At 67.4% G+C, this 24,020-nt stretch carries 24 protein-coding genes; 9 read left to right on the top strand and 15 right to left on the bottom strand.

From position 1 onward, the window contains the following. Positions 1-58: 58 nt before the first annotated feature. The 4 genes from AC1Q7H_RS18785 to AC1Q7H_RS18770 all read right to left on the bottom strand — a co-directional run bounded on the left by AC1Q7H_RS18785 (position 59) and on the right by AC1Q7H_RS18770 (position 4,341). Positions 59-1,135, bottom strand: a complete 1,077-nt coding sequence (locus AC1Q7H_RS18785; protein ID WP_010809084.1) for a phosphotransferase — start codon at positions 1,133-1,135, stop codon at positions 59-61. Between the two features lie 60 nt (positions 1,136-1,195). After that, on the bottom strand, positions 1,196-1,921 hold the full coding sequence (locus tag AC1Q7H_RS18780) for a histidine phosphatase family protein (protein ID WP_013956060.1): 726 nt from the start codon (positions 1,919-1,921) through the stop codon (positions 1,196-1,198). 83 nt (positions 1,922-2,004) lie between these two features. Then, a complete protein-coding gene (locus tag AC1Q7H_RS18775; RefSeq protein WP_013956061.1) occupies positions 2,005-2,784 on the bottom strand; it encodes an oxepin-CoA hydrolase, alternative type in 780 nt (259 codons plus the stop codon). A 33-nt stretch (positions 2,785-2,817) separates the two neighbouring features. Then, positions 2,818-4,341, bottom strand: coding sequence for a 3-hydroxyacyl-CoA dehydrogenase (locus AC1Q7H_RS18770; protein ID WP_013956062.1), 1,524 nt, complete (start codon positions 4,339-4,341; stop codon positions 2,818-2,820). 189 nt (positions 4,342-4,530) lie between these two features. Here AC1Q7H_RS18770 and AC1Q7H_RS18765 point away from each other — a divergent pair, with 189 nt between their 5' ends. Further along, complete coding sequence (locus AC1Q7H_RS18765) at positions 4,531-5,175, top strand: glutathione S-transferase (protein ID WP_013956063.1); 645 nt, start codon at positions 4,531-4,533, stop codon at positions 5,173-5,175. 96 nt (positions 5,176-5,271) lie between these two features. Here the strand turns inward: AC1Q7H_RS18765 and AC1Q7H_RS18760 are convergent, their stop codons facing one another. Both AC1Q7H_RS18760 and AC1Q7H_RS18755 read right to left on the bottom strand, forming a co-directional pair. Beyond that, positions 5,272-6,453, bottom strand: a complete 1,182-nt coding sequence (locus AC1Q7H_RS18760) for a pyridoxal phosphate-dependent aminotransferase (RefSeq protein WP_153955618.1) — start codon at positions 6,451-6,453, stop codon at positions 5,272-5,274. An 83-nt stretch (positions 6,454-6,536) separates the two neighbouring features. Next, positions 6,537-7,064 carry a PIN domain-containing protein gene (locus tag AC1Q7H_RS18755; RefSeq protein ID WP_013956066.1) on the bottom strand — a complete coding sequence of 176 codons (528 nt, stop codon included), beginning with the start codon at positions 7,062-7,064 and terminating at the stop codon, positions 6,537-6,539. Positions 7,065-7,113: 49 nt separating this feature from the next. On the opposite strand from AC1Q7H_RS18755, the gene yaaA reads away from it, so the two are divergent. Together yaaA and AC1Q7H_RS18745 are read left to right on the top strand one after the other, a co-directional pair. Further along, positions 7,114-7,899 carry a peroxide stress protein YaaA gene (yaaA, locus tag AC1Q7H_RS18750; RefSeq protein WP_041228327.1) on the top strand — a complete coding sequence of 262 codons (786 nt, stop codon included), beginning with the start codon at positions 7,114-7,116 and terminating at the stop codon, positions 7,897-7,899. 26 nt (positions 7,900-7,925) lie between these two features. Continuing rightward, on the top strand, positions 7,926-9,068 hold the full coding sequence (locus AC1Q7H_RS18745; RefSeq protein WP_013956067.1) for a M14 family metallopeptidase: 1,143 nt from the start codon (positions 7,926-7,928) through the stop codon (positions 9,066-9,068). 80 nt (positions 9,069-9,148) lie between these two features. On the opposite strand, the gene AC1Q7H_RS18740 is transcribed toward AC1Q7H_RS18745, so the two are convergent. From AC1Q7H_RS18740 to AC1Q7H_RS18730, 3 genes are all read right to left on the bottom strand, one after another. Beyond that, positions 9,149-9,928, bottom strand: coding sequence for a BspC domain-containing protein (locus AC1Q7H_RS18740; RefSeq protein ID WP_371827391.1), 780 nt, complete (start codon positions 9,926-9,928; stop codon positions 9,149-9,151). Between the two features lie 250 nt (positions 9,929-10,178). Then, positions 10,179-11,066, bottom strand: coding sequence for an N-formylglutamate amidohydrolase (locus tag AC1Q7H_RS18735; RefSeq protein WP_013956069.1), 888 nt, complete (start codon positions 11,064-11,066; stop codon positions 10,179-10,181). 15 nt (positions 11,067-11,081) lie between these two features. Then, a complete protein-coding gene (locus tag AC1Q7H_RS18730) occupies positions 11,082-12,068 on the bottom strand; it encodes a Bug family tripartite tricarboxylate transporter substrate binding protein (RefSeq protein ID WP_013956070.1) in 987 nt (328 codons plus the stop codon). A gap of 124 nt (positions 12,069-12,192) precedes the next feature. Here AC1Q7H_RS18730 and AC1Q7H_RS18725 point away from each other — a divergent pair, with 124 nt between their 5' ends. Beyond that, complete coding sequence (locus AC1Q7H_RS18725; protein ID WP_013956071.1) at positions 12,193-13,101, top strand: LysR substrate-binding domain-containing protein; 909 nt, start codon at positions 12,193-12,195, stop codon at positions 13,099-13,101. Between the two features lie 3 nt (positions 13,102-13,104). Here the strand turns inward: AC1Q7H_RS18725 and AC1Q7H_RS18720 are convergent, their stop codons facing one another. Next, positions 13,105-14,013, bottom strand: coding sequence for a LysR family transcriptional regulator (locus AC1Q7H_RS18720; protein ID WP_249221257.1), 909 nt, complete (start codon positions 14,011-14,013; stop codon positions 13,105-13,107). A 109-nt stretch (positions 14,014-14,122) separates the two neighbouring features. On the opposite strand from AC1Q7H_RS18720, the gene mdlC reads away from it, so the two are divergent. The 3 genes from mdlC to AC1Q7H_RS18705 are packed head-to-tail and all read left to right on the top strand — an operon-like array spanning position 14,123 to position 18,277. Further along, a complete protein-coding gene (gene mdlC, locus AC1Q7H_RS18715) occupies positions 14,123-15,727 on the top strand; it encodes a benzoylformate decarboxylase (RefSeq protein ID WP_492381544.1) in 1,605 nt (534 codons plus the stop codon). Positions 15,728-15,776: 49 nt separating this feature from the next. Next, complete coding sequence (locus AC1Q7H_RS18710; protein WP_013956074.1) at positions 15,777-17,228, top strand: aldehyde dehydrogenase; 1,452 nt, start codon at positions 15,777-15,779, stop codon at positions 17,226-17,228. 59 nt (positions 17,229-17,287) lie between these two features. After that, positions 17,288-18,277 carry a Bug family tripartite tricarboxylate transporter substrate binding protein gene (locus tag AC1Q7H_RS18705; RefSeq protein WP_013956075.1) on the top strand — a complete coding sequence of 330 codons (990 nt, stop codon included), beginning with the start codon at positions 17,288-17,290 and terminating at the stop codon, positions 18,275-18,277. Between the two features lie 61 nt (positions 18,278-18,338). On the opposite strand, the gene AC1Q7H_RS18700 is transcribed toward AC1Q7H_RS18705, so the two are convergent. Genes AC1Q7H_RS18700 through AC1Q7H_RS18690 form a run of 3 tightly spaced genes read right to left on the bottom strand, consistent with a single transcriptional unit; the run spans position 18,339 to position 21,040 of the window. Continuing rightward, positions 18,339-19,514: a vWA domain-containing protein gene (locus AC1Q7H_RS18700; RefSeq protein WP_013956076.1), complete on the bottom strand. Its 1,176-nt coding sequence runs from the start codon at positions 19,512-19,514 to the stop codon at positions 18,339-18,341. Between the two features lie 28 nt (positions 19,515-19,542). Further along, entirely contained in the window at positions 19,543-20,136 is a 594-nt protein-coding gene (locus AC1Q7H_RS18695) for a GNAT family N-acetyltransferase (protein ID WP_013956077.1), read from the bottom strand. A gap of 13 nt (positions 20,137-20,149) precedes the next feature. Beyond that, the gene (locus AC1Q7H_RS18690) at positions 20,150-21,040 is read right to left on the bottom strand and encodes an AAA family ATPase (RefSeq protein ID WP_013956078.1); all 891 of its coding nucleotides are present in this window, start codon (positions 21,038-21,040) and stop codon (positions 20,150-20,152) included. 539 nt (positions 21,041-21,579) lie between these two features. Between AC1Q7H_RS18690 and AC1Q7H_RS18685 the strand changes: the two genes are divergently transcribed. Then, positions 21,580-21,927 carry a c-type cytochrome gene (locus tag AC1Q7H_RS18685; protein ID WP_013956079.1) on the top strand — a complete coding sequence of 116 codons (348 nt, stop codon included), beginning with the start codon at positions 21,580-21,582 and terminating at the stop codon, positions 21,925-21,927. 9 nt (positions 21,928-21,936) lie between these two features. Then, positions 21,937-22,335 carry a c-type cytochrome gene (locus tag AC1Q7H_RS18680; protein WP_013956080.1) on the top strand — a complete coding sequence of 133 codons (399 nt, stop codon included), beginning with the start codon at positions 21,937-21,939 and terminating at the stop codon, positions 22,333-22,335. Positions 22,336-22,434: 99 nt separating this feature from the next. Here AC1Q7H_RS18680 and aroG read toward each other — a convergent pair whose 3' ends face one another. Next, positions 22,435-23,514: a 3-deoxy-7-phosphoheptulonate synthase AroG gene (gene aroG, locus AC1Q7H_RS18675; protein WP_013956081.1), complete on the bottom strand. Its 1,080-nt coding sequence runs from the start codon at positions 23,512-23,514 to the stop codon at positions 22,435-22,437. Positions 23,515-23,658: 144 nt separating this feature from the next. After that, positions 23,659-23,904 (bottom strand): hypothetical protein, encoded by a 246-nt coding sequence (locus tag AC1Q7H_RS18670; RefSeq protein WP_148271560.1) that lies wholly within the window; start codon positions 23,902-23,904, stop codon positions 23,659-23,661. Positions 23,905-24,020 lie beyond the last annotated feature (116 nt).

Genomic DNA, 24,020 nt, shown 5'->3' with positions numbered 1-24,020 from the left:
GACGCGGATGAAAAACGGGCGCCTCGGCGCCCGTTTTCTTGCCGCAGCCGTTGCTGCGTCAGCCCTTCGCCTTCTGCGCGTACTGCCACCCCATCTCCGCCATCGGCCGCGCGCGCTTGCCCGCGTCCAGCGCCTGCGCCGACGACGCGGTACCGTCCACCACGCGCTTCATGATCCCCTGCAGGATGCCGGCGATGCGGAACATGCTGAAGGCCAGGTAGAAGTTCCAGTCGCCGGTGATCGGGCGGCCGGTGCGCTGCTCGTACAGGCGGCGGTAGCTGGCTTCGTCGGGGATGCCCAGTGCGGCGAAGTCCACGCCTGCAATGCCGCGGAACTGGCCCGGGGCGATATGCCAGCTCATGCAGTGATAGCTGAAGTCCGCCATCGGGTGGCCCAGCGTGGACAGTTCCCAGTCCAGCACCGCCAGCACGCGCGGCTCGGTCGGGTGGAACATCAGGTTGTCCAGCCGGTAGTCGCCATGCACGATCGAGGTCAGGTCGGCGTCTTCCTGCGGGATATGCTGCGGCAGCCAGTCCATCAGCGCGTCCATTGACGGGATCGATTCGGTCTCGGACAGCTTGTACTGCTTGGTCCAGCGCTCGATCTGGCGCTGGAAGTAGTTGCCGGGCTTGCCGTAGTCGCCCAGGCCGATGGCGTTGTAGTCGACCGTGTGCAGCGCGGCGATGACGCGGTTCATCTCGTCGTAGATGGCGCTGCGTTCGGCGGTGCTCATGCCCGGCAGCGACTGGTCCCACAGCACGCGGCCGGCGACGAACTCCATGATGTAGAAGGCGCGGCCGATCACGGACTCGTCCTCGCACAGCGCGTACATGCGCGCCACCGGCACGTCGCTGCCGGCCAGCGCGGCCATCACGCGGTACTCGCGCTCGATCGCGTGCGCCGAAGGCAGCAGCTTGCTCTTGGGGCCGGGCTTGGCGCGCATCACGTAGGTCTGGCCCGGCGTGACCAGCTTGAAGGTCGGGTTGGACTGGCCGCCCTTGAACTGCTCCACGGTCAGCGGGCCGGCAAAGCCCTCCACGTGCTGGCGCATCCAGGCTTCCAGCGCGTCGGTGTCGAAGCGCTGCTGGTCCGCCACCGGGCGCGTGCCCTCGAAGTGCGATACGTTGCTCGTCATGCTGTCTCCGTTGGTTTTCTGTTCGGTATCGGTTGGGATTCGATCAAGTCCGCGGCGCACTCAGCCCTGCGGCTGGCGTCCGCGCAAATACTGGTGCAGCAGCACTTCCATGGTGGTGTGGCGCGTGCCGCTGTGAACGGGCGTGGGCGGCGAGTAGTTGGTCATGCGCACCACCCAGTCGAGCGGATCGTCGCCCATGTCGAGCACATTGATGCAGCCCGCGGTCTGCAGCAGCGAGCCGAAGAACACGCGCCGTCCGCAGGTGATGGCCTGCGACAGGATGGCGCGGTTGGTGCCGCCATGCAGCACCATCAGCGCGGTGTCCCAGTCGGGATCGGCGCGCAGGCGCTCCAGCGCGGGCAGCACGCGGTCGAGGAACTGGCCGATGGTCTCGCCGTTGAGGAAGCGCTTGTCTTCGGGGACTTCGCCCTCGAAGGCGCCGACGAAGGCGTCGCGCAGGTCGTGGTCGGCGATGGTGGACAGGTCGCCGCCACGGATTTCCTGCAGCGCGGGCCAGACTTCCGGCACCACGTCGTCCATCCCGGGCAGTTCGGCCAGCACGCGCTCAGCCGTCTCGACGGTGCGCGGCAGGCCGCTGACGATGACGCGGTCGAAGCGAATCTGTTCGGCGGCAAAGGCGCGCCCGGCGGCGGTGGCCTGCATGCGGCCGGTCTCGTTCAGGGGCACCATCTCGGGCAGGGCAGGGCGCCCGGCCTCGTCAAAATATGAAACGGCACCATGCCGCATCAGGTAGATGCGGCGACGCGAGGACGGCGGCAATTCCATGCGTTGTCTCCTTGCATTGTGCCGGCATGCCCGTCTGCCGCGGGCTGGCCGTTCGGGTAAAGCCAGGCGTCCGGCGCCCGGCTTCAGCGGTACTGCGGCTTGCGCTTTTCCAGGAAGGCGCTGATGCCTTCGCCGCCGTCGGGGTGATGCAGCGCGGCGACGAAGCTGTCGCGCTCGGCCAGCAGGTGTTCGGCGCGCGATGCGGTGGCCGCGTGGTTGATCAGATCCTTGATGCGGCCCACGGCGTGCGGCGACTGGCGGGCAAGGCCGGCGGCCAGGCGCAGGGCCTCGTCCAGGGCCTGGCCCGGCTCGGTGACGCGGTTGACCAGCCCGAACTGCGCCAGCCGCGCCGCGTCCACCGGCTTGCCTTCCATCATCAGTTCGCTGGCCAGCGGGCGCGGCAGCGCGCGTGCGATCTCGTACGAACCGCCGCCGTCGGGCGTGAGCCCCACGGAAACATAGGCCATCACGAACTTGGCATTGCTGGCCGCCACTACAAAGTCGCACGCCAGCACCACCGAGAAGCCCGCGCCCGCGGCCGCGCCTTCCACCGCCGCGATGATCGGCTTGGGAAAGGCGTGCAGCGACTCGACCCAGCCGTTCAGCAGGGCGATGCTGGCGGCCTGCACCTCCTGCGGCTGGCTGCGGTTGCCGAGCAGCCGGTTCAGGTTGCCGCCGGCGCAGAAAATGCCGTCGGCGCCGGTGATGATGACTGCGCGCACCGAGTCATCGGCCGCAGCCTGATCCAGCGCCTGCTGCGAGGCCGCGTAGATGTCCGGGTGCAGCGCATTGCGTGCCTCGGGGTTCGAGATGGTCAGCACCAGCGTCGAATCGACGCGGTGGGAAAGCAACTGTGCGGGCATGGGCGTGGCTCGGTCGGTGGGGCGGTGGCGGGCTTACTGCTCTTCGGCCAGCAGCGACAGGCCCAGGCCGGCACGGCGCCACAGCCACGGGCTCGGGCGGTAGCGCATGTCGCCGGTGAGCGCTTCCATGTTGCGCAGCGTCTCCAGCACCAGTTGCGGGCCGACCGCATCGCCCAGCGCCAGCGGGCCCTTGGGATAGCCCAGGCCCAGGTTGACGGCGAGGTCGATGTCCGACGGCGTGGCGATGCGTTGCTGCGCGATATCGCTGGCGATATTGATGATGCAGCAGAGCACGCGCTGCGCGACGAAGCCGGCCGAGTCGCGGATCACCGTGACCGGCACGCCGTCGCTGCCAAACAGGCCGTGCGCGGCATCACGGGCGGCGGCGCTGGTGGCCGGCGTGGTCATCAGCGTGCGGCGCTTGGTGGCCTCGAACGGCAGCAGCGTGTCGATGGCGACGGTGCGGGCCGGGTCCAGGCCCTGTTGCAGCGCGCTGGTGGTGGCGTCCAGGCCGAGCGGGGTGACGATGATCAGCGCATCGGCCGACGGCTTGTTGCCGCCTTCCGGGGTCACGCCCAGCGCGCCCAGCAGCTTGCTCACCATGGCGTGGCCGCGCTCGCTGGCGTGGCTGACCCACACGCTCGACGGGCGCGCGCCCGGCACCGCGGCAGCGGCCGGCACTTTCTTCTGGCCATCGGCGTACGAATAGAAACCAGCACCCGCCTTGCGGCCGATCAGCCCGCCGACCGCGCGGATCGCGGTGATCGGCGAGGGGCGGTAGCGCGGTTCTTGGTAGAACTGGTTGTAGATCGATTCCATCACCGGGTGCGACACGTCCAGCCCGGTCAGGTCCATCAGCTCAAACGGCCCCATGCGGAAGCCGGCCTGCTCGCGCATGATGTTGTCGATGTCGGAAAACCCGGCCACGCCTTCCTGCGCGACCTTCAGGCCTTCGATATTCATGCCGCGGCCGGCATGGTTGACGATAAAGCCCGGCATGTCCTTGCAGCGCACCGGCGTATGGCCCATGCGGCGCGACAATGCCATCAGCGCGTCGCCCACCGCGGGGTTGCCCGACAGGCCGTCGATGACCTCGACCACCTTCATCAGCGGCACCGGGTTGAAGAAGTGGTAGCCGGCGATACGGCCCGGGTGCCTGGCGCCGACTGCGATGGCAGTGATCGACAGCGACGACGTGTTGGAGGCAATGACGGCGTCTTCACGCAGGACCGCTTCGAGCTTGGCGATCAGGTCGCGCTTGACTTCCAGTTTCTCGACGATGGCTTCCAGCACCATGTCGCAGCCGGCCAGGTCTTCCAGCGTGCCGCAGGGCTTGACGCGGGCCAGCGTGGCCTCGGCGTCGGCAGCGCTGATCTTGCCCTTGTCGGCGAGCTTCGCCAGCGTGTCCTGCAGGTACTGGCGCGCGGCGGCCACCGCTTGCGGGTTGGTGTCGTACAGGTTGACGGTCAGGCCCGCCTGCGCGGCGATCTGCGCGATGCCCCGGCCCATGGCGCCGGTGCCGACGATACCCAGCGTATCGATGGTGAAAGTGCTCATCATTCGTCCCAGAAGTTGTGGTTAAATTAGCACGATCGTACGTTTTTTGCACCTTCCGCGACAGTCCAGCGGGGCAGGCGGCGTGCGCTGATCGGCCAGCCGGTACACTGCAGACCCCGGATGGTCCACAATCACCCGACATCCGCACCGGGCGATGCGGGGATCATTCCAATAACGGAGAGAGACGACATGCTGAAGCTCTGCGGTTTTGCCGCCAGCAACTACTACAACAAAGTGAAGCTGGCGCTGCTGGAAAAGAACGTGCCGTTCGAAGAGGTGCTGGCCTGGATCGGCCAGACCGACCCGGCAGCCACGCCCGCGGGCAAGGTGCCCTACATCATCACCGAATCCGGCCCGCTGTGCGAGTCCGAAGCCATCGTCGACTACGTAGAGGCGGCCTATCCGCAGACGCCGCTGCTGCCGGGCGACCCGTACCAGGCCGCCAAGGTGCGCGAGATCGTCGTCTTCATGGAACTGTACCTGGAGCTGACCGCGCGCGAACTGTACCCCGAGGCATTCTTCGGCGGCAAGGTCAGCGATGGCGTCAAGGAACGCCAGCACAAGCTGCTGACGCGCTATGTCCCCGCCTTCGCCAAGCTGGCGAAGTTCTCGCCGTATATCGCCGGCGACACCTTCACGCTGGCCGACTGCGCCGCCGCGGCGCACCTGCCGCTGGTGTCGTCGTGCACCAAGATCATCTACGGCACCGATCTGCTGGCCGACCTGCCGGTCAAGGACTACCTGAAGACGCTGTCGGCGCGCGAATCGGTGCAGAAGGTCAATGCCGACCGCAAGGCCAATCTTGAGCTGATGGCGAGCCGCAGCAACAAGTAACCGGCAACAAGCCGGCCACAAAACCGGCGGCACAAGGTAAAACGCCCGCGATTGGATCGCGGGCGTTTTTCGTTGGCGCAGAGGCCAGGCCTGCGCCTACAGCTTGCCCAGCCGCTCCAGCGCCAGCGCCAGTGTCTCTTCCTTCTTCGCAAAGCAGAAACGCACCACGCCCGATTCACGCGGCTGCGTGTAGAAGGCCGAGACCGGGATCGCGGCCACGCCGATCTCGCGCGTCAGCCACATGGCGAAGTCGGCCTCGCTCAGGTCGGAAATGGCCGAGTAGTCGACGCACTGGAAGTAGGTGCCGTCCGACGGCAGCAGCTTGAAGCGGCTGTTGGCCAGCCCGGCGCGGAAGAAGTCGCGCTTGGCCTGGTAGAACGCCGACAGCTGCAGGTAGGGCGCGGGATCGGCCATGTAGTCGGCCAGGCCGTGCTGCACCGGCGTGTTCACGGTGAACACGTTGAACTGGTGCACCTTGCGGAACTCGGCCATCAGCGCGGCCGGCGCGGCCACGTAGCCGACCTTCCAGCCGGTCACGTGGTAGGTCTTGCCGAAGCTCGAGATCACGAAGCTGCGGCGCGCAAGCTCAGGATGGCGCGAGACCGAGGCGTGCTGCTGGCCGTCGTAGACCATGTGCTCGTAGACCTCGTCCGAGAGCAGCAGGATGTCGGTGCCGGCCAGGATCTGCGCCAGCTGGTCCATGTCGGCCGCGCGCAAGATCGTGCCGGTGGGGTTGTGCGGCGTGTTGATCAGGACCATGCGCGTGCGCGGCGTGATCGCGGCGGCCAGCTTGTCGAAGGGCACGCGGAATTCCGGCGCTTCCAGCGTGACCGGCACGGCGGTGGCGCCGGCCAGCTCGATCGCGGGCAGGTAGCTGTCGTAGCACGGCTCCAGCACGATCACCTCGTCGCCCGGATGCACCGCGCACAGGATCGCGGTCAGGATGCCCTGGGTGGCGCCGGCGGTGACGGTGATCTCGGTGTCCCAGCTGTACTGGTGGCCATAGAGGCTGGCGATCTTGGCGGCGATGGCCTGGCGCAGGCGCGGCACGCCAGCCATCGGCGGGTACTGGTTATGGCCGGCACGCATGGCAGCGGTCACGGCATCGACGATCCTGGGGTCGCAGTCGAAGTCTGGGAAGCCCTGGCCCAGGTTGACGGCGTTCTTCTCGGTGGCCAGCGCGGACATCACGGTGAAGATGGTGGTGCCGACGGCGGGCAGGCGCGAAGGCGGCGGGGTCAGCGGCGTCAACTGGGTGTGGGTGGTGTCTGCGGACATGATGCGAACGTGTCGATGCGGTGGGGACGGGGTGCGATCAGGCGTGCGGCGCCACCACGTAGGCGGCGCCGGGAGCCGACATTCTAAAGCGGATCGGCGGCGCTGGCGGCGCCAAGCGCGGCCAGCCAGGCGCCGAAGGCCGGTGGCGTCATCACTTCCACGCCGCTGCTGCGGCGCAGGCGGCTGCGCAGCTTGAGCACGGCCTTGTCCTTCGATACCAGGCAGGCGGCGCCGGCAAAGTGGGCCAGCTCGATGAACTTCTGGTCGTCGGTGTCCTTGCAGCGCGGCAGGCTGATGGCGTCGTAGTCGGCCTGCGGCGGCGCGGCTTCCAGGCTGGCGAGGCGGTCGACAGTGGCCAGCGCGGCATCGATATCGACGTCAAAGCGGGCAAATTGCGGATAGGCCAGCACCCGGCGCAGTTCCTCGCGGCAGTCGGCGCGGATCACCGGGGCGATGGTGCCGGCCTCAAGCGCGGTGCGGATCGGCTCCACATGGGGGTCGCGGAAGACCAGCAGGTCCACCCAGATGTTGGAGTCGAGCACCACGCGCGGCGCTGATGTGACGCCGGCGGGGCTGGCGAAGAGGGTGGTTCCGGTGGTGTCGAGGCGCATTCGCTACAATCTTGGCTTGTTTGTCCTTGGCTACTGCCGCGATTTTGCCATGCTCATCGTTTTGTCTCCCGCCAAGTCGCTGGACTATGAGACTCCTCCGCGCCTCAAGACCCATACGCTGCCGCGCTTTATCGACCGTTCCGCCACGCTGATCGAGCGCCTGCGCAAGCTGGCGCCGCAGGATGTGGGCGCGCTGATGGACATCTCCGACAAGCTCGCGGTGCTCAATGTGACGCGCTACGGCGACTGGTCGCCGGAGTTCACCGCGGCCAACAGCAAGCAGGCGGTGCTGGCCTTCAATGGCGACGTCTACGATGGCCTGGACGCGAAGACGCTGTCGGCCGATGACCTCGGCTTTGCGCAGAAGCACATCCGCATCCTGTCCGGCCTGTACGGCGTGCTGCGCCCGCTGGACTGGATGCAGCCCTACCGTCTGGAGATGGGGACGCGCCTCGATAACGTTGCCGGCAAGGACCTGTACGCGTTCTGGGGCGACGATGTTACGCAGATGATCAACGCCGACATGGCCGCGCTCAAGCAGGAAGGCGCGCCGGTGCTGGTCAACCTGGCCTCGGAAGAGTATTTCAAGGTGGTGCGGGCCAAGGTGCTGCAGGCGCGCATCGTCACGCCGGTGTTCGAGGACTGGAAGGGCGGCCGCTACAAGATCATTTCGTTCCACGCCAAGCGCGCGCGCGGCACCATGGCACGCTACGCGGTGACGCAGCGCGTGACCGAGCCGGAAAAGCTCAAGCGCTTTGCCGAGGACGGCTACGCCTTCGACGCCGCGGCCTCGGATGCCACCCGCTGGGTGTTCCGCCGCCGCCTGGAAGACTGAAACCCATCGCCACGAGACTGCCAGCCATGCCTGCCGACATGCATATCTCTTCGCAATTCGACTCCGGCGCCATCGAGGTCGAGGCACTCGACCGCGCCGACGATATCCGCCTGCGCATCCGCGCCGACTCGCACGCCGACTTCCGCCAGTGGTTCCATTTCCGCCTGCAGGGCGCGGCGGGGCAGGCGTGCCGGATGCACTTCCTGAACGCCGGCGACTGCACCTATCCGGATGGATGGCGCGACTACCGCGCGGTGGCCTCGTACGACCGCGCCAACTGGTTCCGCGTGCCGACGCGCTTCGACGGCCAGGTGATGACGGTGGAATGCACGCCCGAGCACGACAGCATCTGGTTTGCGTATTTCGAGCCGTATCCGGATGAGCGCCACCTGTCGCTGCTGGCCAGTTGCCAGCGCTCGCCGCTGGCGCGGCTGTCGCACCTGGGCAGCACCGTGGACGGGCGCGACATGACCCGCGTCACGCTGGGCCAGCCCGGCCCCGGCAAGAAGACCGTCTGGATGATCGCGCGCCAGCACCCGGGCGAGAGCATGGCCGAATGGTTTGTCGAAGGCGTGCTGCAGCGCCTGACCGGCACCGGCATGTGGGCGGGCGACCCGGTCGCGCGCAAGCTGCTGGAGCGCGCGGTCTTCCATATCGTGCCGAACATGAACCCGGACGGTTCGGCGCGCGGCAACCTGCGCACCAATGCCGCCGGCGCCAACCTGAACCGCGAGTGGATGGCGCCGAGCCCGGATACCAGCCCCGAGGTCTACCACGTGCGCCGCGCCATCGAGGCCAGCGGCTGCGACATGTTCTTCGACATCCATGGTGACGAGGGACTGCCGTACAACTTCGTCGCCGGCAGCGAGATGCTGCCGGGCTTTACCGAGGCGCGCCGGCGCGAGCAGCAGCGCTTTATCGAGGCCTTCAAGCGGGCCTCGCCGGATTTCCAGGATGTGCACGGCTACGCGGCCAGCAAGTACAACGCGGATGCACTCAAGCTGGCGTCCAAGTACATCGGCCATACCTTCGGCTGCCTGGCGCTGACGCTGGAGATGCCGTTCAAGGACAATGCCGATCTGCCGGATCCGGCGGTCGGCTGGAACGGCGCGCGCAGCGCGCTGCTGGGGACGGCGATGCTGCAGGCGATCCTGGACTACCTGGGCTGAGCCAGCGCAAACGGCCCAACCGGACGAAACCGGGTGGGCCGGAACGGCCTTGGCGCGGACGCGGTGCGCCCGCTTTGCGCCTATTGCTTCTTCTTGGTCTTGCTGGTCGTCTTGGCCGGGCCGGAGGTGGACTTGGCGGTCGTTGACTTCGACGACTTGGACGCCGACGCCTTGTCCGACTTCGACGCCGTGCTCTTGCCTTTGGCCCCCTTGCGGCTCTTGCTTGCCGAAGTGTGCGTAGCAGCAGGCACGGCCGGCTCGGCAGCCGGTTCGCTGATGGTGGCGCCGCCGCTGTCCAGCAGCTCATACGCCAGCATCATGCCGTCGTCATAACCGCAGCGCACCTTCACCGGCTGCCAGTCGTCGCTGCCGCGGCGCTTGTGCGCGGTAGCGGCGAAGGTGACCACCGAGCTGACCGGCACGGCCTGCTTGCCGGGCGAGAAGCGTCCGTTCCATGGCTCGGTCGTGGCCTGTCCCGCGGCGAGCGCGCCGGTGGGGATCTTCAATGCATCGTAGCTGGCCGAGCGCGGCACCACCCAGCTGGCGTGGGCGGCGCAGTCCGCCACGTCGCTGGTGGCGTTCTCGGTCTTCATCAGTTGTTCGCGCATGCGGGTCCGGTACTCGGACAGGCTGACGCGGCCACGGTCGGGCAGGGTGACGGTCTTGGTGGGCGGAGTGGAAGTGGCGGGTGCCGGGGCGGCGGCAGGTCGGGCGGGCGCGGCGGTGGGTGCCGGGGCAGGGCCGGCGCTGGCATCATCGGCCGGCATATTGGCGCAGCCTGCCAGCGCGATCGCACCGGCCACTGCGGCAGCCACCATGCGGAGCCGGCTGCCGAGCAGTTCGGAGATTCGTCGGATCACGGTGTGAGCGGTGTGTGCGTTCTTGGGTTTTGCCCGCGGGGCCGCAGGGGCCGGCAGGCAAGATGGGTTCGCAAGGAATGCCATGATAGAGGAAACCTATCTGACAAAGTTCCTAAATCTTGTTACCCATTCTTCCAAGGCTTGAGGTCGTGCAGCAAGTGACTTGTGCACTAGCAGGAATCCCTTCTCTCGCACAACTGCGGTGAACCCGCAGCGTATGCGGGGCTGCGTGGCGCAGCCCCGGCCCGGGTCAGGCCACGCGCGACGGCATCGAGCGCGTAAAGCGCAGCAGCTCGTCGAGCAGCAGGTTCAGGTCATGGCGCAGCCTGGCAAAGCCCGCGGTATGCGTCAGGCCCACCTCGTCCATATAGAGCTTGCGGTTGACCTCCAGCTGCAGGCTGTGGCAGCCGGCCTGGGGCTGTCCCACCACGCGCACGATCTCCACGCCCTTGTACGGGTGGTTGCGCCAGACGTCGTAGCCCATCTCCTTGAGCACGCCCTCGACCCGGTCGGTGAAGCGCTTGTCGCAGGTGGTGCCGTCGCGGTCACCCACCACGAAGTCCGGATGCTCCAGCCCCGGGAACTCGGTGGCGAATGGCGCGGCGTGGCTCGGCATCGAATGACAGTTGATATGCCAGGCGCTGCCGTGGCTGGCGACGGCGCGGTCGGCCAGCTTCTGCAGCTGCGCGTAATAGGGCAGGTAGCAGCGGTTGATGCGCGCCTGCACTTCTTCCACGCTCAGCTTGCGGTCGTAGATGGCCTCGCCAGTGTCCAGCACGCGCCAGACCAGGCCCTTGCCCAGCCGGGTCTTGGAGGTCTCCTGCCTGGCGCCGGGCCACGGTGTGTCGAGCAGGGCTTCGTCGATTTCTTCCAGCGCGCGGTTGGCGTCCAGATAGCTGCGCGGGAAGCCCGCGCACAGCAGCGGGATGCCGCGCGCCGGGGCGCCGGCGTAGAGCTCGTCGACAAAGGTGTCTTCGGCCTGGCGCAGCAGTTCCAGCGGTAGCGCGGGGTCGGGGCGGAAGTCCGTCGGGTAGGTCGTCGCGCTGTGCGGCGAGTCCAGGAACAGCGCCGCGGGCTCGCCCTCGGGCTGGTACAGGTAGAACGGACTGTCCGCGGTGGTTCGGTCGGTGTCGGTCATGGTGTTGCTGTGGAATCAGTCGAGCGAGATCTTGGCGGCGGCGGCCACGCGCTTGTTCTTGGCCACTTCGCTCTTGATCTGGGCGGCAAAGTGCGCCGGCGTATCGCCCACCGGGGTCGCGCCCAGCTTCTCGAGCTTGGCCTTCACTTCCGGCAGTGCCAGCACCTTGACCGCGGCGGTGTGGAGCCTGGTCTGGATATCCGCCGGCAGGTTGGCCGGTGCGATCAGGCCGAACCAGGCGGCGTCGTTGACTTCGCCCAGGCCCAGTTCGGCAAAGGTCGGCACGTTGGGCAGCGCGGCCACGCGCTTGGGCGCTGCCACGGCGAGCGCACGCAGCTTGCCGCCTTCGATGAACGGCAGCGACGACGGCAGGTTGTCGAACAGCACCTGCACCTGGCCGGCCAGCGCGTCGTTCAGCGCCGGGCCCACGCCCTTGTAGGGCACGTGCAGCAGTTCAGTCTTGCTGCTCATCTTGAACAGTTCCCCCATCATGTGCGAGACGCTGCCGTTGCCCGCCGAGCCATAGGCAAGCTTGTTGGGCTGCGACTGCGCCAGCGCGATGAAGGACTTCATGTCGGTGGCCTTGACCGCCGGGTTGATGCTCATCACGTTGGGCACCGAGGCCAGGTTGGTGATGGTGGTGAAGTCCTTGGTTGCATCGTAGGACAGGCGCGGGTAGACCGCCGGATTGATGCCATGGGTCGAGGCCGTGGCAATGCCCAGCGTGTAGCCGTCCGGCGCCGCCTTGGACAGGAAAGCGGTGCCGATGCTGCCGCCGGCGCCGCCGCGGTTGTCCACCACCACGGCCTGGCCCAGTTGCTGGCCGAGCTTGTCGGCGACGATGCGCGCGACGATGTCGGTGGTGCCGCCTGCGGGGAAGGGCACCACCAGCGTGATCGGCTTGGTCGGGTAGCCGGCCTGGGCGAAGGCGCTGAAGGAGATGCCGGCAGCGGCGGCGGCCGAAGCGGCGGCCAGGAGTCGGAGAAGATGGCGACGTTGCATGACGGGGTCCAGGGGAAGGGGAGGAATAAAGTGGATTTCACGATTCTGCGCGCCCGGGCAAGCGTGCCGCAAACGAAATAAAATCCTTAGCTCATTCCATTTGGTCGTAAAGTAGAGGTGATTTATGCGACGCCTATGTCCGTCGCTGACCGAGTTGCAGGCCTTCGAGGCTGCGGCGCGTCATAACAGTTTTACCGTAGCCGCGCGTGAACTGCATGTCACGCAAGGCGCGGTCAGCAAGCAGGTGCGCAGCCTGGAGGCTTACCTGGGCGTGGAGCTGTTCCAGCGCGTGCGCCAGCGCCTGATGCTGACCAAGGCGGGCGAGCGCTACCTCGAGCGCATCGGCCCCAGCCTGAACGAGCTGGAGGCCGCCACCGTCGAGCTGATGGCGCGGCAGGGGCGGGGCGGCGTGCTGCATATCGCCAGCATGCCGACGCTGGGCGCCAAGTGGCTGATCCCGCGCCTGCCGCAGTTTTTCGCGCGCCATCCGGAGGTGACGCTGGAATTCGTGCCGCACGCGCAGGGCTACGATTTTTCCGAGCCGGACCTGGACGCCGCGATCCGTTTCGGCGACGGCGTCTGGCCCGGCAGCCTGGCCGACTACATGACCGGGCGCGAGGTGCTGCCGGTGTGCCGCCCGGGCCTGCTGGCGTCCGAGCCCGGCGGCGTGGCGCCCACGCCCGCCGCGCTGCTGCGCTATCCGCTGCTGCACCACACCACCGTTCCCGAAGCCTGGCCCGACTGGTTCGCCACGCTGGGCGTGCCGACCCGCGAGGCCTGGAGCGGCGCGCGCTTCGACCAGTTTTCGCTGCTCACGCAAGCCGCGCTGTCGGGTCTGGGCATCGCGCTGATCCCGCGCTGCCTGATCGAGGAAGAACTGGCCACCGGGGCGCTGGTGGTGGCGCATCCGGCCCAGGTGCTGGCCAAGAAGGGCTATTACCTGTGCTATCCGGAGCAGAAGCAGCACCTGCCGGCGCTGCGCACATTCCGCGCATGGGTGATGGAAGGGGCCGACCTGGCGCGGCCCGCCTGACGTTCAGCCCACGTCCGATGTCAACTGGCGCAACTGCTCCAGCAGCTTCGCTGCCGGCGCCGGCAGGATGCCCTGGCGGCGCCGGTACACCGCCAGCCGGCGCGGCGCCTGGGCGCCTTCAATGGGCAGCGGCTGGATCATGCCCGCCTTTTGCTCGGCCTCGTACATCGGCGCGGCCATCCAGCTGAGGAAGCCCGCGCGTGCCACCAGCGCCTTGAGCGCAATGATCGAGCGGGTTTCGGCGACGATCTCCGGCGGCGGCAGCCCGGCCCGTGCAAACAGCCGCTGCAGTTCGTCGAATGGCGCTGTGCCGCGCGGCGGCATGACCCAGCGGCAGCCGACCGTATCCGCCAGCCGCAGCGCCGGCCGGCCCATCAGCGGATGCCCGGCGGCGGCGACCACGAAGCTGCTGTCGCTCCAGCCCACATCCGCCACGGCGCAGATTTCCTCGTTCTCCGGCAAGGCGATGCCGATAACCAGGTCGATCTCGCGGCGCAGCAGCGCATCGGCCAGGAAATCTCCCACCCCTTCGACGATGCGCACGCGCAGCCCGGGCCAGCGTGCCAGCACCGCCTCGATCGCCTCCGGCAGCACCACGCTGGCCACGCTGGCGACGGTGCCCACGCGGATGGTGCCGGCGGCCAGCCCGCGCAGCGCGCGCACGGCCTCGGTGGCGTGCTCGGCCTCGTGGCGCAAAAGGTTGGCGTGCGGCAGCAGGGCCTCGCCGCAGGCGGTCAGCACCATGCCGGTGGCATAGCGTTCGAACAGCGGCGCGTCCAGCTGGGCTTCCAGCCGCTGGATGGTGCGGCTCAGTGCCGGCTGGGTCACGTTCAGCTGTGTGGCCGCACGGCCCAGGCTGCCGTGTTCGCACACCGCAAGGAAGGCAAGAAGCTGGCGCAGATCGAGGGTCATGCCGAATCGTAATGACTTTGCCCCGAAACGGCAATTTCTGGGCAAGGCCTGATTGTCCATACTGGTCGGCAAGCTTTGTCTCTAATTCCGCACTGGAGCTTCCTCGACCATGGCCAGTTCTGCCTCGCCTGCCGCCTCCGCCACTCCCACCACCGTGCGCACCGCGGTGCTGGACCTGGTGCGCGCGTTCGGCATGACCACCATCTTCGGCAATCCCGGCTCGACCGAGCTGCCGCTGTTCCTCGATTTCCCCGACGACTTCCGCTACATCCTCGGCCTGCAGGAATCCGTGGTGGTGGGGATGGCCGATGGCTATGCCCAGGCCACCCGCAATGCGGCCTTCGTCAACCTGCACTCGGCGGCCGGCGTCGGCCATGCCATGGGCAGCATCTTCACCGCCCACAAGAACCGCACCCCGATGGTGATCACGGCCGGGCAGCAGGCGCGCTCGATCCTGCCGTTCGAGCCCTTCTTGTTCTCGGCTCAGGCCACCGAACTGCCCAAGCCCTACGTGAAGTGGAGTTGCGAGCCGGCGCGGGCCGAAGACGTGCCGCTGGCGATTGCGCGCGGTTACTACATCGCCATGCAGCCGCCGCGCGGGCCGGTGCTGATCTCGATTCCCGCCGATGACTGGGCCCGGCCATGCGAGCCGGTGCTGCCGCGCACGGTCAGCACTGAAAGCCGCGTGCAGCCGGCACTGCTGGCGCAGATCGGCGACGCTCTCGATGCCAGCCGCCGGCCGGCGTTCGTGGTGGGCGCGGCCGTGGACCGCGATGGCGCCTGGGACGACGTGGTGCGGCTGGCGGAACGGCACCAGGCGGCGGTGTGGGTGGCGCCGATGTCGGGGCGCTGCGGCTTTCCGGAAGACCATCCGCTGTTTGCCGGCTTTCTGCTGGCGATGCGCGAGAAGATCGTCGGGCTGCTCACGGGCCACGACCTTGTTTTCGCGCTGGGCGCGGCGGCCTTCACCTATCACGTCGAGGGGTTTGGCCCCCATGCGCCGCCCGGGGCGCAGGTGGTGCAGCTGATCGACGATCCGAATATCGCCGCATGGGCGCCGGTGGGCACTGCCGCAGTCGGCAGCATCCGCCAGGGCGTGGCCGACCTGCTGGCGCGCCCGGCGCCGCCGCGGCGCGAAGCCCCGCGCCCGCGCGTGCCGGCACCGCGCGCCGAGCCCGGCACGCCGATGACCGTCGCCTATGTCCTGCAGACGCTGGCGGAGCTGCGCGACCCCGATTCCATCGTGGTCGAGGAAGCGCCCAGCGCGCGCCCGGTGATGCATCGCTACCTGCCCATCCTGCGCAGCGAGACCTTCTATACGATGTGCAGCGGCGGGCTTGGCTACGGCCTGCCCGCGGCAGTGGGCGTCGCGCTGGGCAAGCCGGGGCGCAAGGTGATCGGCCTGGTCGGCGACGGCTCCAGCATGTATTCGATCCAGGCGCTGTGGAGCGCCGCGCAACTGGGCCTGCCGATCACGTTCATCGTGCTCAACAACCGGCGCTATGCCGCCCTGCAGGAGTTTGCGCCGACCTTCGGCTTTGGCAGCGATGATCCGCTGGTCGGCACGGCATTGCCCGATCTGGATTTCGTGTCGATTGCGCTCGGGCATGGTTGCGAGGCATCACGGGTGACTCATCCTGCTGCATTGCGCGAAGCGCTGGCGACAGCCCTGCGCATGCGTGTGCCGACCGTGGTGGAGATCGAGGTGGCCTGAGCCGCAGCGCCAGACGACAGACGAAGTACCCCTTCCAGGAGACTCCAGGATGCAAAACATCACCATGCTGATCAACGGCGAGCGCACGCAGGCCGCCAACGGTGCCACCTTCGAGCGCCGCAACCCGCTTGACCACAGCGTGGCCACGCGGGCGCCGGCAGCCACGAGCGCCGATGCGCTGGCCGCGGCCGACGCTGCCGCGCGCGCCTTCCCGGCCTGGCGCGACACCGGTCCGGGCGAACGGCGCGCCTTGCTCATGCGCGCGGCGCAGGCACTCGAAGGCAAGGCCGGGGCACTCACCGCCGCGATGGCGGCGGAGACCGGTGCGTCGGCGATGTGGGCCGGCTTCAATGTGCACCTTGCCGTCGGCATGCTGCAGGAGGCCGCCGCGCTGACCACGCAGATCAACGGCGAGGTGATCCCCTCCGACGTGCCGGGCAGCCTGGCGATGGCGGTGCGGCAGGGCGCGGGCGTGGTGCTGGGCATCGCGCCGTGGAACGCACCGGTGATCCTGGGCGTGCGCGCTGTGGCCACGGCGCTGGCGTGCGGCAATACGGTCATCCTGAAGGGTTCGGAGATCTGTCCGGCCACGCATGGCCTGATCGTCGATGCGCTGGCGGAGGCGGGCTTCCCGGCGGGCGTGGTCAACTTTGTCACCAACGCCCCGGCCGATGCCGCCGCGGTGGTCGAGACCATCATCGCCCACCCGGCCGTGCGCCGCATCAACTTCACCGGCTCCACGCGCGTGGGGCGTCTGATCGCGCAGACCTGCGCGCGCCACCTGAAGCCCGTGGTGCTGGAGCTGGGCGGCAAGGCGCCGCTGGTGGTGCTCGACGATGCGGACCTGGACGCCGCGGTGGACGGTGCCATCTTCGGCGCCTTCGCCAACTCGGGCCAGATCTGCATGTCCACCGAGCGCATCGTGGTGGATGCCAGCATCGCGGACGCCTTCGTGGCACGCTTTGCCGCGCGTGCCGGCGCCTTGCCGCTGGCGGATCCGCGCACCGGCCCGGCGGTTCTGGGCTCCGTGGTCGACATGAGCACCGTCGAGCGCTGCAACGTGATGATCGACGACGCGCTGGCCAAGGGCGCGCGGCTGGTCTGCGGCGGCAAGGCGACCGACACGCTGATGCGGGCCACGGTGCTGGATCACGTGATGCCGGACATGGAGATCTATCGCGAGGAATCGTTCGGGCCGGTCAAGGCCGTGGTGCGCGTGGATGGCGTGGAAGCGGCCATTGCCTGTGCCAATGATTCCGCCTATGGGCTGTCGGCGGCCGTGTTCGGCGGCGATGTGGCGCGCGCGATGCGGGTGGCCGGCCGCATCGAATCGGGCATCTGCCACGTCAATGGCCCGACCGTGCAAGACGAGGCGCAGATGCCGTTCGGCGGCGTCAAGGCGAGTGGCTATGGCCGCTTCGGTGGCAAGGCCGGGATCGATGCCTTCACCGAGCTGCGCTGGATCACGGTGCAGACCACGCCACGGCAATATCCGTTCTGAGTGGCGCCGCGGAGCGCTGCGGCAGGCAGTAGCAAAACATAAGACAGGAGACAACCATTATGCGATTCCCCCACCGTATCGCGCGCGCCCTTTGCGCCGCACTGTGCGCGCCGGGCCTGCTGGCTGGCGTGAGCGCGCCGGCCGCCGCGCAGCCGTGGCCGGACAAGCCGATCCGGCTGGTCGTCAACTTCCCCGCCGGCGGGGCCGCGGATACGCTGGCGCGCGGCATCTCGCCCGGTCTGTCCGAGGCGCTGAAGCGTCCGGTGGTGATCGACAACCGCCCGGGCGCCAACGGCATCGTTGGCGGCGATGCCGTGGCCAAGGCGCCGGCCGATGGCTATACCTTCCTGCTGACCTCGGGCGGCGCGGTGGCCATCGACCCCTTCCTCTACAAGAAGATGCCATACGACCCGCTCAAGGACCTGACCCCGGTCGCATCGGTGGCGCTTGTGCGGGTCTACCTGCTGGTGCATCCGTCGGTGCCGGCGAAGACGCTGGACGCGTTCATCGCCTATGTGCGCGAGCATCCGGGCAAGCTCAGCTACGGCTCGGCCGGCAACGGCAGCACGCCGCATATCGCTGCCGAGATGTTCAAGCGCGCCGGCAAGCTGGACGCCGTGCACGTGCCGTACAAGGGCGCGGCCCCGGCCCTGAGCGACCTGCTGGCAGGGCAGGTGCAGTTCATGTTCGATCCCGGCCCCGGCCTGCAGCACGTGGCCAGCGGCAAGCTCAGGCTGCTGGCGGTGGCCAGCGCCAAGCGCGCGGCGCAATACCCGGACGTGCCGACGCTGGCCGAGGCCGGCCTGCAGGACGTCGACGGCGACTCGACCTTCGGCGTCTATGCGCCCGCCGGCACGCCGCCGGCCATCGTCGAGCGCATGAACCGCGAGATCAACCGCGCGCTCGCCGGCGTGCAGCTGCAGGACAACGTCAACAAGCTGGGCGGTGCGGTGGCGCCGCTGAGCATCCAGGCGTTTGCCGAGCGGCAGAACGTGGATCGCGCGCGCTATGGCAGGTTCATCCGGCAGGCGGGCATCACCGTGGACTGACCCATGAAAAAGGGCGGCATGTCGATGCCGCCCTTTGCGCGCTTCAGCAGCCAGCGCCGCCTTACTTCGACAGCACCTTCATCGCCTGTTCCAGCCCCGCCAGCGTCACCGGATACATCCGTCCCTTCATCAGCTGGTTGATGACCGTGATCGACTGCCGGTACTGCCACAGGCCTTCCGGCTCCGGGTTGAGCCAGACGAAGTGCGGGAACTGCTCGGTCATCCGGTTCAGCCATACCGCGCCGGCCTCGGTGTTGTTGTACTCCACCGAGCCGCCCGGCTGCAGGATCTCATACGGGCTCATGGTGGCGTCGCCGACGAAGATGATCTTGTAGTCGGGCGTGTACTTGTGCAGCAGGTCCCACGTGGCCAGCTTCTCGGCGTGGCGGCGGCGGTTGTTCTTCCACACGTAGTCGTACAGGCAGTTGTGGAAGTAGTAGTACTCCAGGTGCTTGAACTCGGTCTTGGTGGCCGAGAACAGCTCTTCCACGCGCTTGATGTGGTCGTCCATCGAGCCGCCCACGTCCATCAGCATCAGCACCTTGACCTTGTTGTGGCGCTCGGGCCGCAGCTTGATGTCGAGCAGGCCGGCGTTGGCCGCGGTGGAGTGGATGGTGTCGTCCAGGTCCAGCTCGGTGTCGGCGCCTTCGCGGGCGAAGCGGCGCAGCCGGCGCAGCGCCACCTTGATATTGCGCGTGCCCAGTTCGACCTGGTCGTCATAGTCCTTGTAGGCGCGCGCCTCCCACACCTTGATGGCGGTGCGGTTGCCCTTGGACGGGCCGCCGATGCGGATGCCCTCGGGGTTGTAGCCGCCGTGGCCGAAGGGCGAGGTGCCGCCCGTGCCGATCCACTTGTTGCCGCCCTCGTGCTTTTCCTTTTGCTCCTCCAGCAGCTGCTTGAGGCGCTCCATCAGCTTGTCGAGGCCGCCCATGGCCTCGATCTTGGCTTTTTCCTCGGGCGAGAGTTCGCGCTCCAGCGTCTTCTGCAGCCAGTCGAGCGGGATGTCGGACTTCCAGTCGACCAGGCTCTCGACCCCCTTGAAGTAGGCGGCGAAGGTCTGGTCGAACTTGTCGAAGTGCTTCTCGTCCTTGACCAGCGTCATGCGCGACAGGTAGTAGAACTCGTCGATCGACGGCGAGATGACCTGCGCCTTGAGTGCTTCCAGCATGGTCAGGTATTCCTTGACCGAGACCGGCAGCTTGGCGTGGCGCAGCGAGAAGAAGAAATCGATCAGCATGATGCCTCGCTTTCAGTCGGCGGCCGCTTCAGCGCGGACGGTCGAGCTGGAATTGCAGGTGTTGCCGCACCGCCGGCCATTCGCTGGCGATGATCGAGAACACCACGGTGTCGCGCAAGGAGCCGTCCGGCATGCGCTGGTGGTTGCGCAGCACGCCGTCCTGCTTGGCGCCCAGGCGCGCGATGGCGGCGCGGCTCTGCTGGTTCATCCAGTGCGTGCGGAATTCCACGGCGATGCAGTCGAGATGCTCGAAGGCATGGCCCAGCAGCATCAGCTTGCATTCCGTGTTCAGCGGCGTGCGCTGGACGCGGCGCGCATACCAGGTGGAGCCGATCTCCACGCGCCGGTGGGTCGCGTCGACATTCATGTAGGTGGTCATGCCCGCCAGCTCGCCGGCGGCGTCGCGCACCGCGAACGGCAGCATCGAGCCCTGTTCCTGCAGCGCCAGGCGCCGCGCGATCTCGGTTTCGATCCGCTCGGGCGCGGGCACGCTGGTGTACCAGAGCTTCCACAGCTCGCCGTCGGCGCAGGCGCTGCGCAGGCCATCCGCATGCTCGGCGCGCAGCGGCTCCAGCGTGACGTGCCGGCCCACCAGCGTGACGGGTTTGACGAACGCAGTCATGGCGGGCGGTGCCTCAGCGGTTGGCGCGGTTCATGAACACCAGGCGCTCGAACAGGTGCACGTCCTGCTCGTTCTTCAGCAGCGCGCCATGCAGCGGCGGAATCGCGGCCTTCTTGTCCGGGCTCTTCAGCGCCTCGGGCGGGATGTCCTCGGACATCAGCAGCTTGAGCCAGTCGATCAGTTCGGAGGTGGACGGCTTCTTCTTCAGGCCCGGCAGGTTGCGCATCTCGTAGAACGATTCCAGCGCGGCAGCTACCAGCTCGCGCTTGATGCCGGGGTAGTGCACGTCGACGATCTGCTGCATCGTCTCGGCATCGGGGAACTTGATGTAGTGGAAGAAGCAGCGGCGCAGGAAGGCGTCGGGCAGCTCCTTCTCGTTGTTCGAGGTGATGATCACCAGCGGGCGATGCTTCGCCTTGACCAGTTCGCGCGTCTCGTAGACATAGAACTCCATGCGGTCGAGTTCGCGCAGCAGGTCGTTGGGGAATTCGATGTCGGCCTTGTCGATCTCGTCGATCAGCAGCACGACCTGCTCGTCGCCATCAAAGGCCTGCCACAGCACGCCCTTGACGATGTAGTTGCGGATGTCGTGGACTCGGTCATCGCCCAGTTGCGAGTCGCGCAGGCGCGACACCGCGTCGTACTCATACAGGCCCTGCTGCGCCTTGGTGGTCGACTTGATATGCCACTGCAGCAGCGGCATGCCCAGCGCGGCGGCGACTTCCTCGGCCAGCATGGTCTTGCCGGTGCCGGGCTCGCCCTTGATCAGCAGCGGGCGCTGCAGCGTGCGCGCGGCATTGACGGCCAGCTTGAGGTCGTCGGTGGCGACATACTGGTCGCTGCCCTCGAAACGGGCCTGCTGGGCGATGGAAGCTTGGGCGGAAGCGTTGGCGGTGTTTGACATGAGGCAACCTGAGGTGACGGCCTCGGATCGAGGGCCGGGTTGGCGTGCTTGGCGCGGTCTCTTCGCGCTGTCATGCGCGCTTTCATTATGGAAACAGGGTCCGGTGCAGGGCGCCCGCAAGCTGCTGGCGGCAGCATTCGCGAACGGTCGTGCAGATTCCCGGGATCAGCCAGTATAAAAGACCTTTGCGGTTCGTGTTGGGGCACGCTGACAGGCCGTCGGTGGTCCGGGCCGGTTGCTGGACTGGCAGGTGCCGGCTGCGGTACAATGCGGCGGTTTGACGCGCCCCCACGTCCAGTTCTCCAGCATCCGGCAGTCCGCGTTCAGAAGTCCCAGCGGCCCTTCCGGGTCGCGGCGATTGCGAGAGGTGGTTCCAGAATGGTGTTCCACATCCCTGCAACAGAGCGGATGCGACATGTCTGGCGGGTTGCACCTCGGCAATCCGTCCGGCTGCCCTGGTTTTCCCCGCAGAAGCATTCTGAAACCGTCTCCGCCCGGCAGGGCAGGTCACACGGTTTAACTTCCAATCCGCAAAGACAATGAAAAAGCTCCTCACGATGGTGGTGCTGGGCGCGGCTGCAACGGCTGCGCAGGCACAGGAAGTCAAGGGCAATGGAGACGCTGCCAAGGACAAGGTTGCAATGTGCATCGGATGCCACGGCATTCCGGGCTACCGTGCGTCATTCCCCGAAATCTATGAAGTGCCGATGCTGGGCGGCCAGAGCGCCAAGTACATCGAGAACGCGCTCAAGGCCTACCAGAAGGGCGAGCGCAAGCACCCGACCATGCGCAGCATCGCCGCGACGCTGACCGAGCAGGACATCGCCAACGTGGCGGCCTACTACTCGCAGCAGAAGGCCGGTACGCAGAACAATTCCCTCAAGTAAGAGACCCTCATGAATACGCTCAAGACGCTTTCGTTCGCGCTCGGCGCACTCGTGCTGGGTGCTGCCGCGATGCCGGCCTCGGCCGCCGACCTTGCCGCCGGCAAGGCGCTGGTGGAAAAGGGCGCCTGCGTGGCCTGCCATGGCGCGGGCCTGAACGCCCCGATCTCGCCGGACTACCCCAAGCTGGCGGGTCAGCACGCCGACTACCTGTACCACGCGCTGGCGTCGTACCAGGTGTCGGGCAACGCCCTGGTGGGCCGCTCCAACGCCATCATGGCCGGTCAGGTCAACGCCAATCCGGCCGTGACCGACAAGGACGGCAAGCCGCGCCCGTTCACCCGCAAGGAGCTGAAGGACATCGCCGCCTACATCGAGTCGCTGCCTGGCGACCTGGTGCTCAAGAAGTAAGAACGCGCGGCGGCTGCCGTGCCGATGCCAAAAAGCCGCTTCCCTGGAAGCGGCTTTTTGTTGTGTGCGGCAGCGCGGGGCCCGGGCCCCGCCGCGGCATCAGTTGCCGCTGCCCGAGGCCAGCCGGCGCTGGCGCACCGACTCGGCCAGGCCCTCGAGCACCTTGACCGAGTCGTCCCAGCCGATGCAGGCATCGGTCACGGACTGGCCGTAGGTCAGTTCCTCGACCGGCTGGCCCTGCACGTGGTCCTGGCGGCCCGCCACCAGGTGCGATTCCACCATCACGCCGATGATGCGCTGGTCGCCGCCGGCGATCTGGCGGCCGATGTCCTCGCACACCGGGATCTGGTTCTCATGCCGCTTGCTGCTGTTGGCGTGCGAGGCATCGACCATCAGGCGCGAGGCCAGGCCGGCCTTGGCGATGGCGTCGCACGCTTCCTGCACGCTGGCTGCGTCGTAGTTGGGCGCCTTGCCGCCGCGCAGGATCACGTGGCAGTCCTCGTTGCCCGAGGTCGACACGATTGCCGAGTGGCCGCCCTTGGTCACCGACAGGAAATGGTGCGGCTGCGACGCGGCCTTGATCGCATCGACCGCGATCTTGACGTTGCCGTCGGTGCCGTTCTTGAAGCCCACCGGGCACGACAGCCCGGAAGCGAGTTCGCGGTGCACCTGCGACTCGGTGGTGCGGGCGCCGATCGCGCCCCAGCTGACCAGGTCGGCGATGTATTGCGGGCTGATCATGTCGAGGTACTCGGTGCCGGTGGGCACGCCCATCTCGCTGATGTTCAGCAGCAGCTCGCGCGCGGTGCGCAGGCCATCGTTGATCTTGAAGCTGCCATCCATGTGCGGATCGTTGATCAGCCCCTTCCAGCCCACCGTGGTGCGCGGCTTCTCGAAGTACACGCGCATCACCACCTCCAGCTCGCCGGCGAAGCGGTCGCGCTGGACCTTGAGCAGCTTGGCGTAGTCCAGCGCGGCGCGGGTATCGTGGATCGAGCACGGGCCGATGATGACGATCAGGCGGTCATCCATGCCGTGCAGGATGCGGTGCATGGCCTGGCGCGCGCCGTAGATCACGTCCGAAGCCTGTTCGGAGCAGCCGAACTCGCGGATCAGGTGCGCGGGCGGCAGCAGTTCCTTGAGTTCGCGAATGCGCAGGTCGTCGGTGTTCTTCAGCATGATGGCTCCAGGAATCTTGTGAGGTCGTGAGTGTGTGGGGTAACAAACAGGTATAAAAAAACCGCCAGGGTCGCTGGCGGTCTTTTTTGTATTCGGGGCGCTGCTTACAGCCGTCCCTCCCTATCCGCCAGCGGTGTGAGATCGCTAAAAAAGTAAAAGTAAAACTTGGCGGACATGGCGGAAAAAGGCGTTGGCTTGGGTCAGCTTGAATCGATTATCGTCGTGGGCGCCGAATTTATGCTGCACTGCGTAGCAGAAAGGCAGGAAATTGCGCGCCGGTCGGTCAATTTTCGGCGTGCGTCCGTTGCTTATCGCGCGGCGAAGCATCTTTATAGCGCCTTTTGCCAGGGTTGGCAAGTGTCGACGAGGCCATGCGGTGCGCTGGCGCACCGATCTCCGGCGGCTTGCAGCCTTGCCGCGCAAGCCTTGTCCCGCCGCCGCTTTTCGGCTTTTCCCAACATAACCGGGGGCTATATTGGAACCGGGGAGCGGTGAGCACGGGGAGG

The organism is Cupriavidus sp. GW823-FHT06D04, assembly GCF_058795055.1.
The sequence above is the reverse complement of the archived record's forward strand: the minus strand, read 5'-3'. Positions and strand labels throughout refer to the sequence as shown.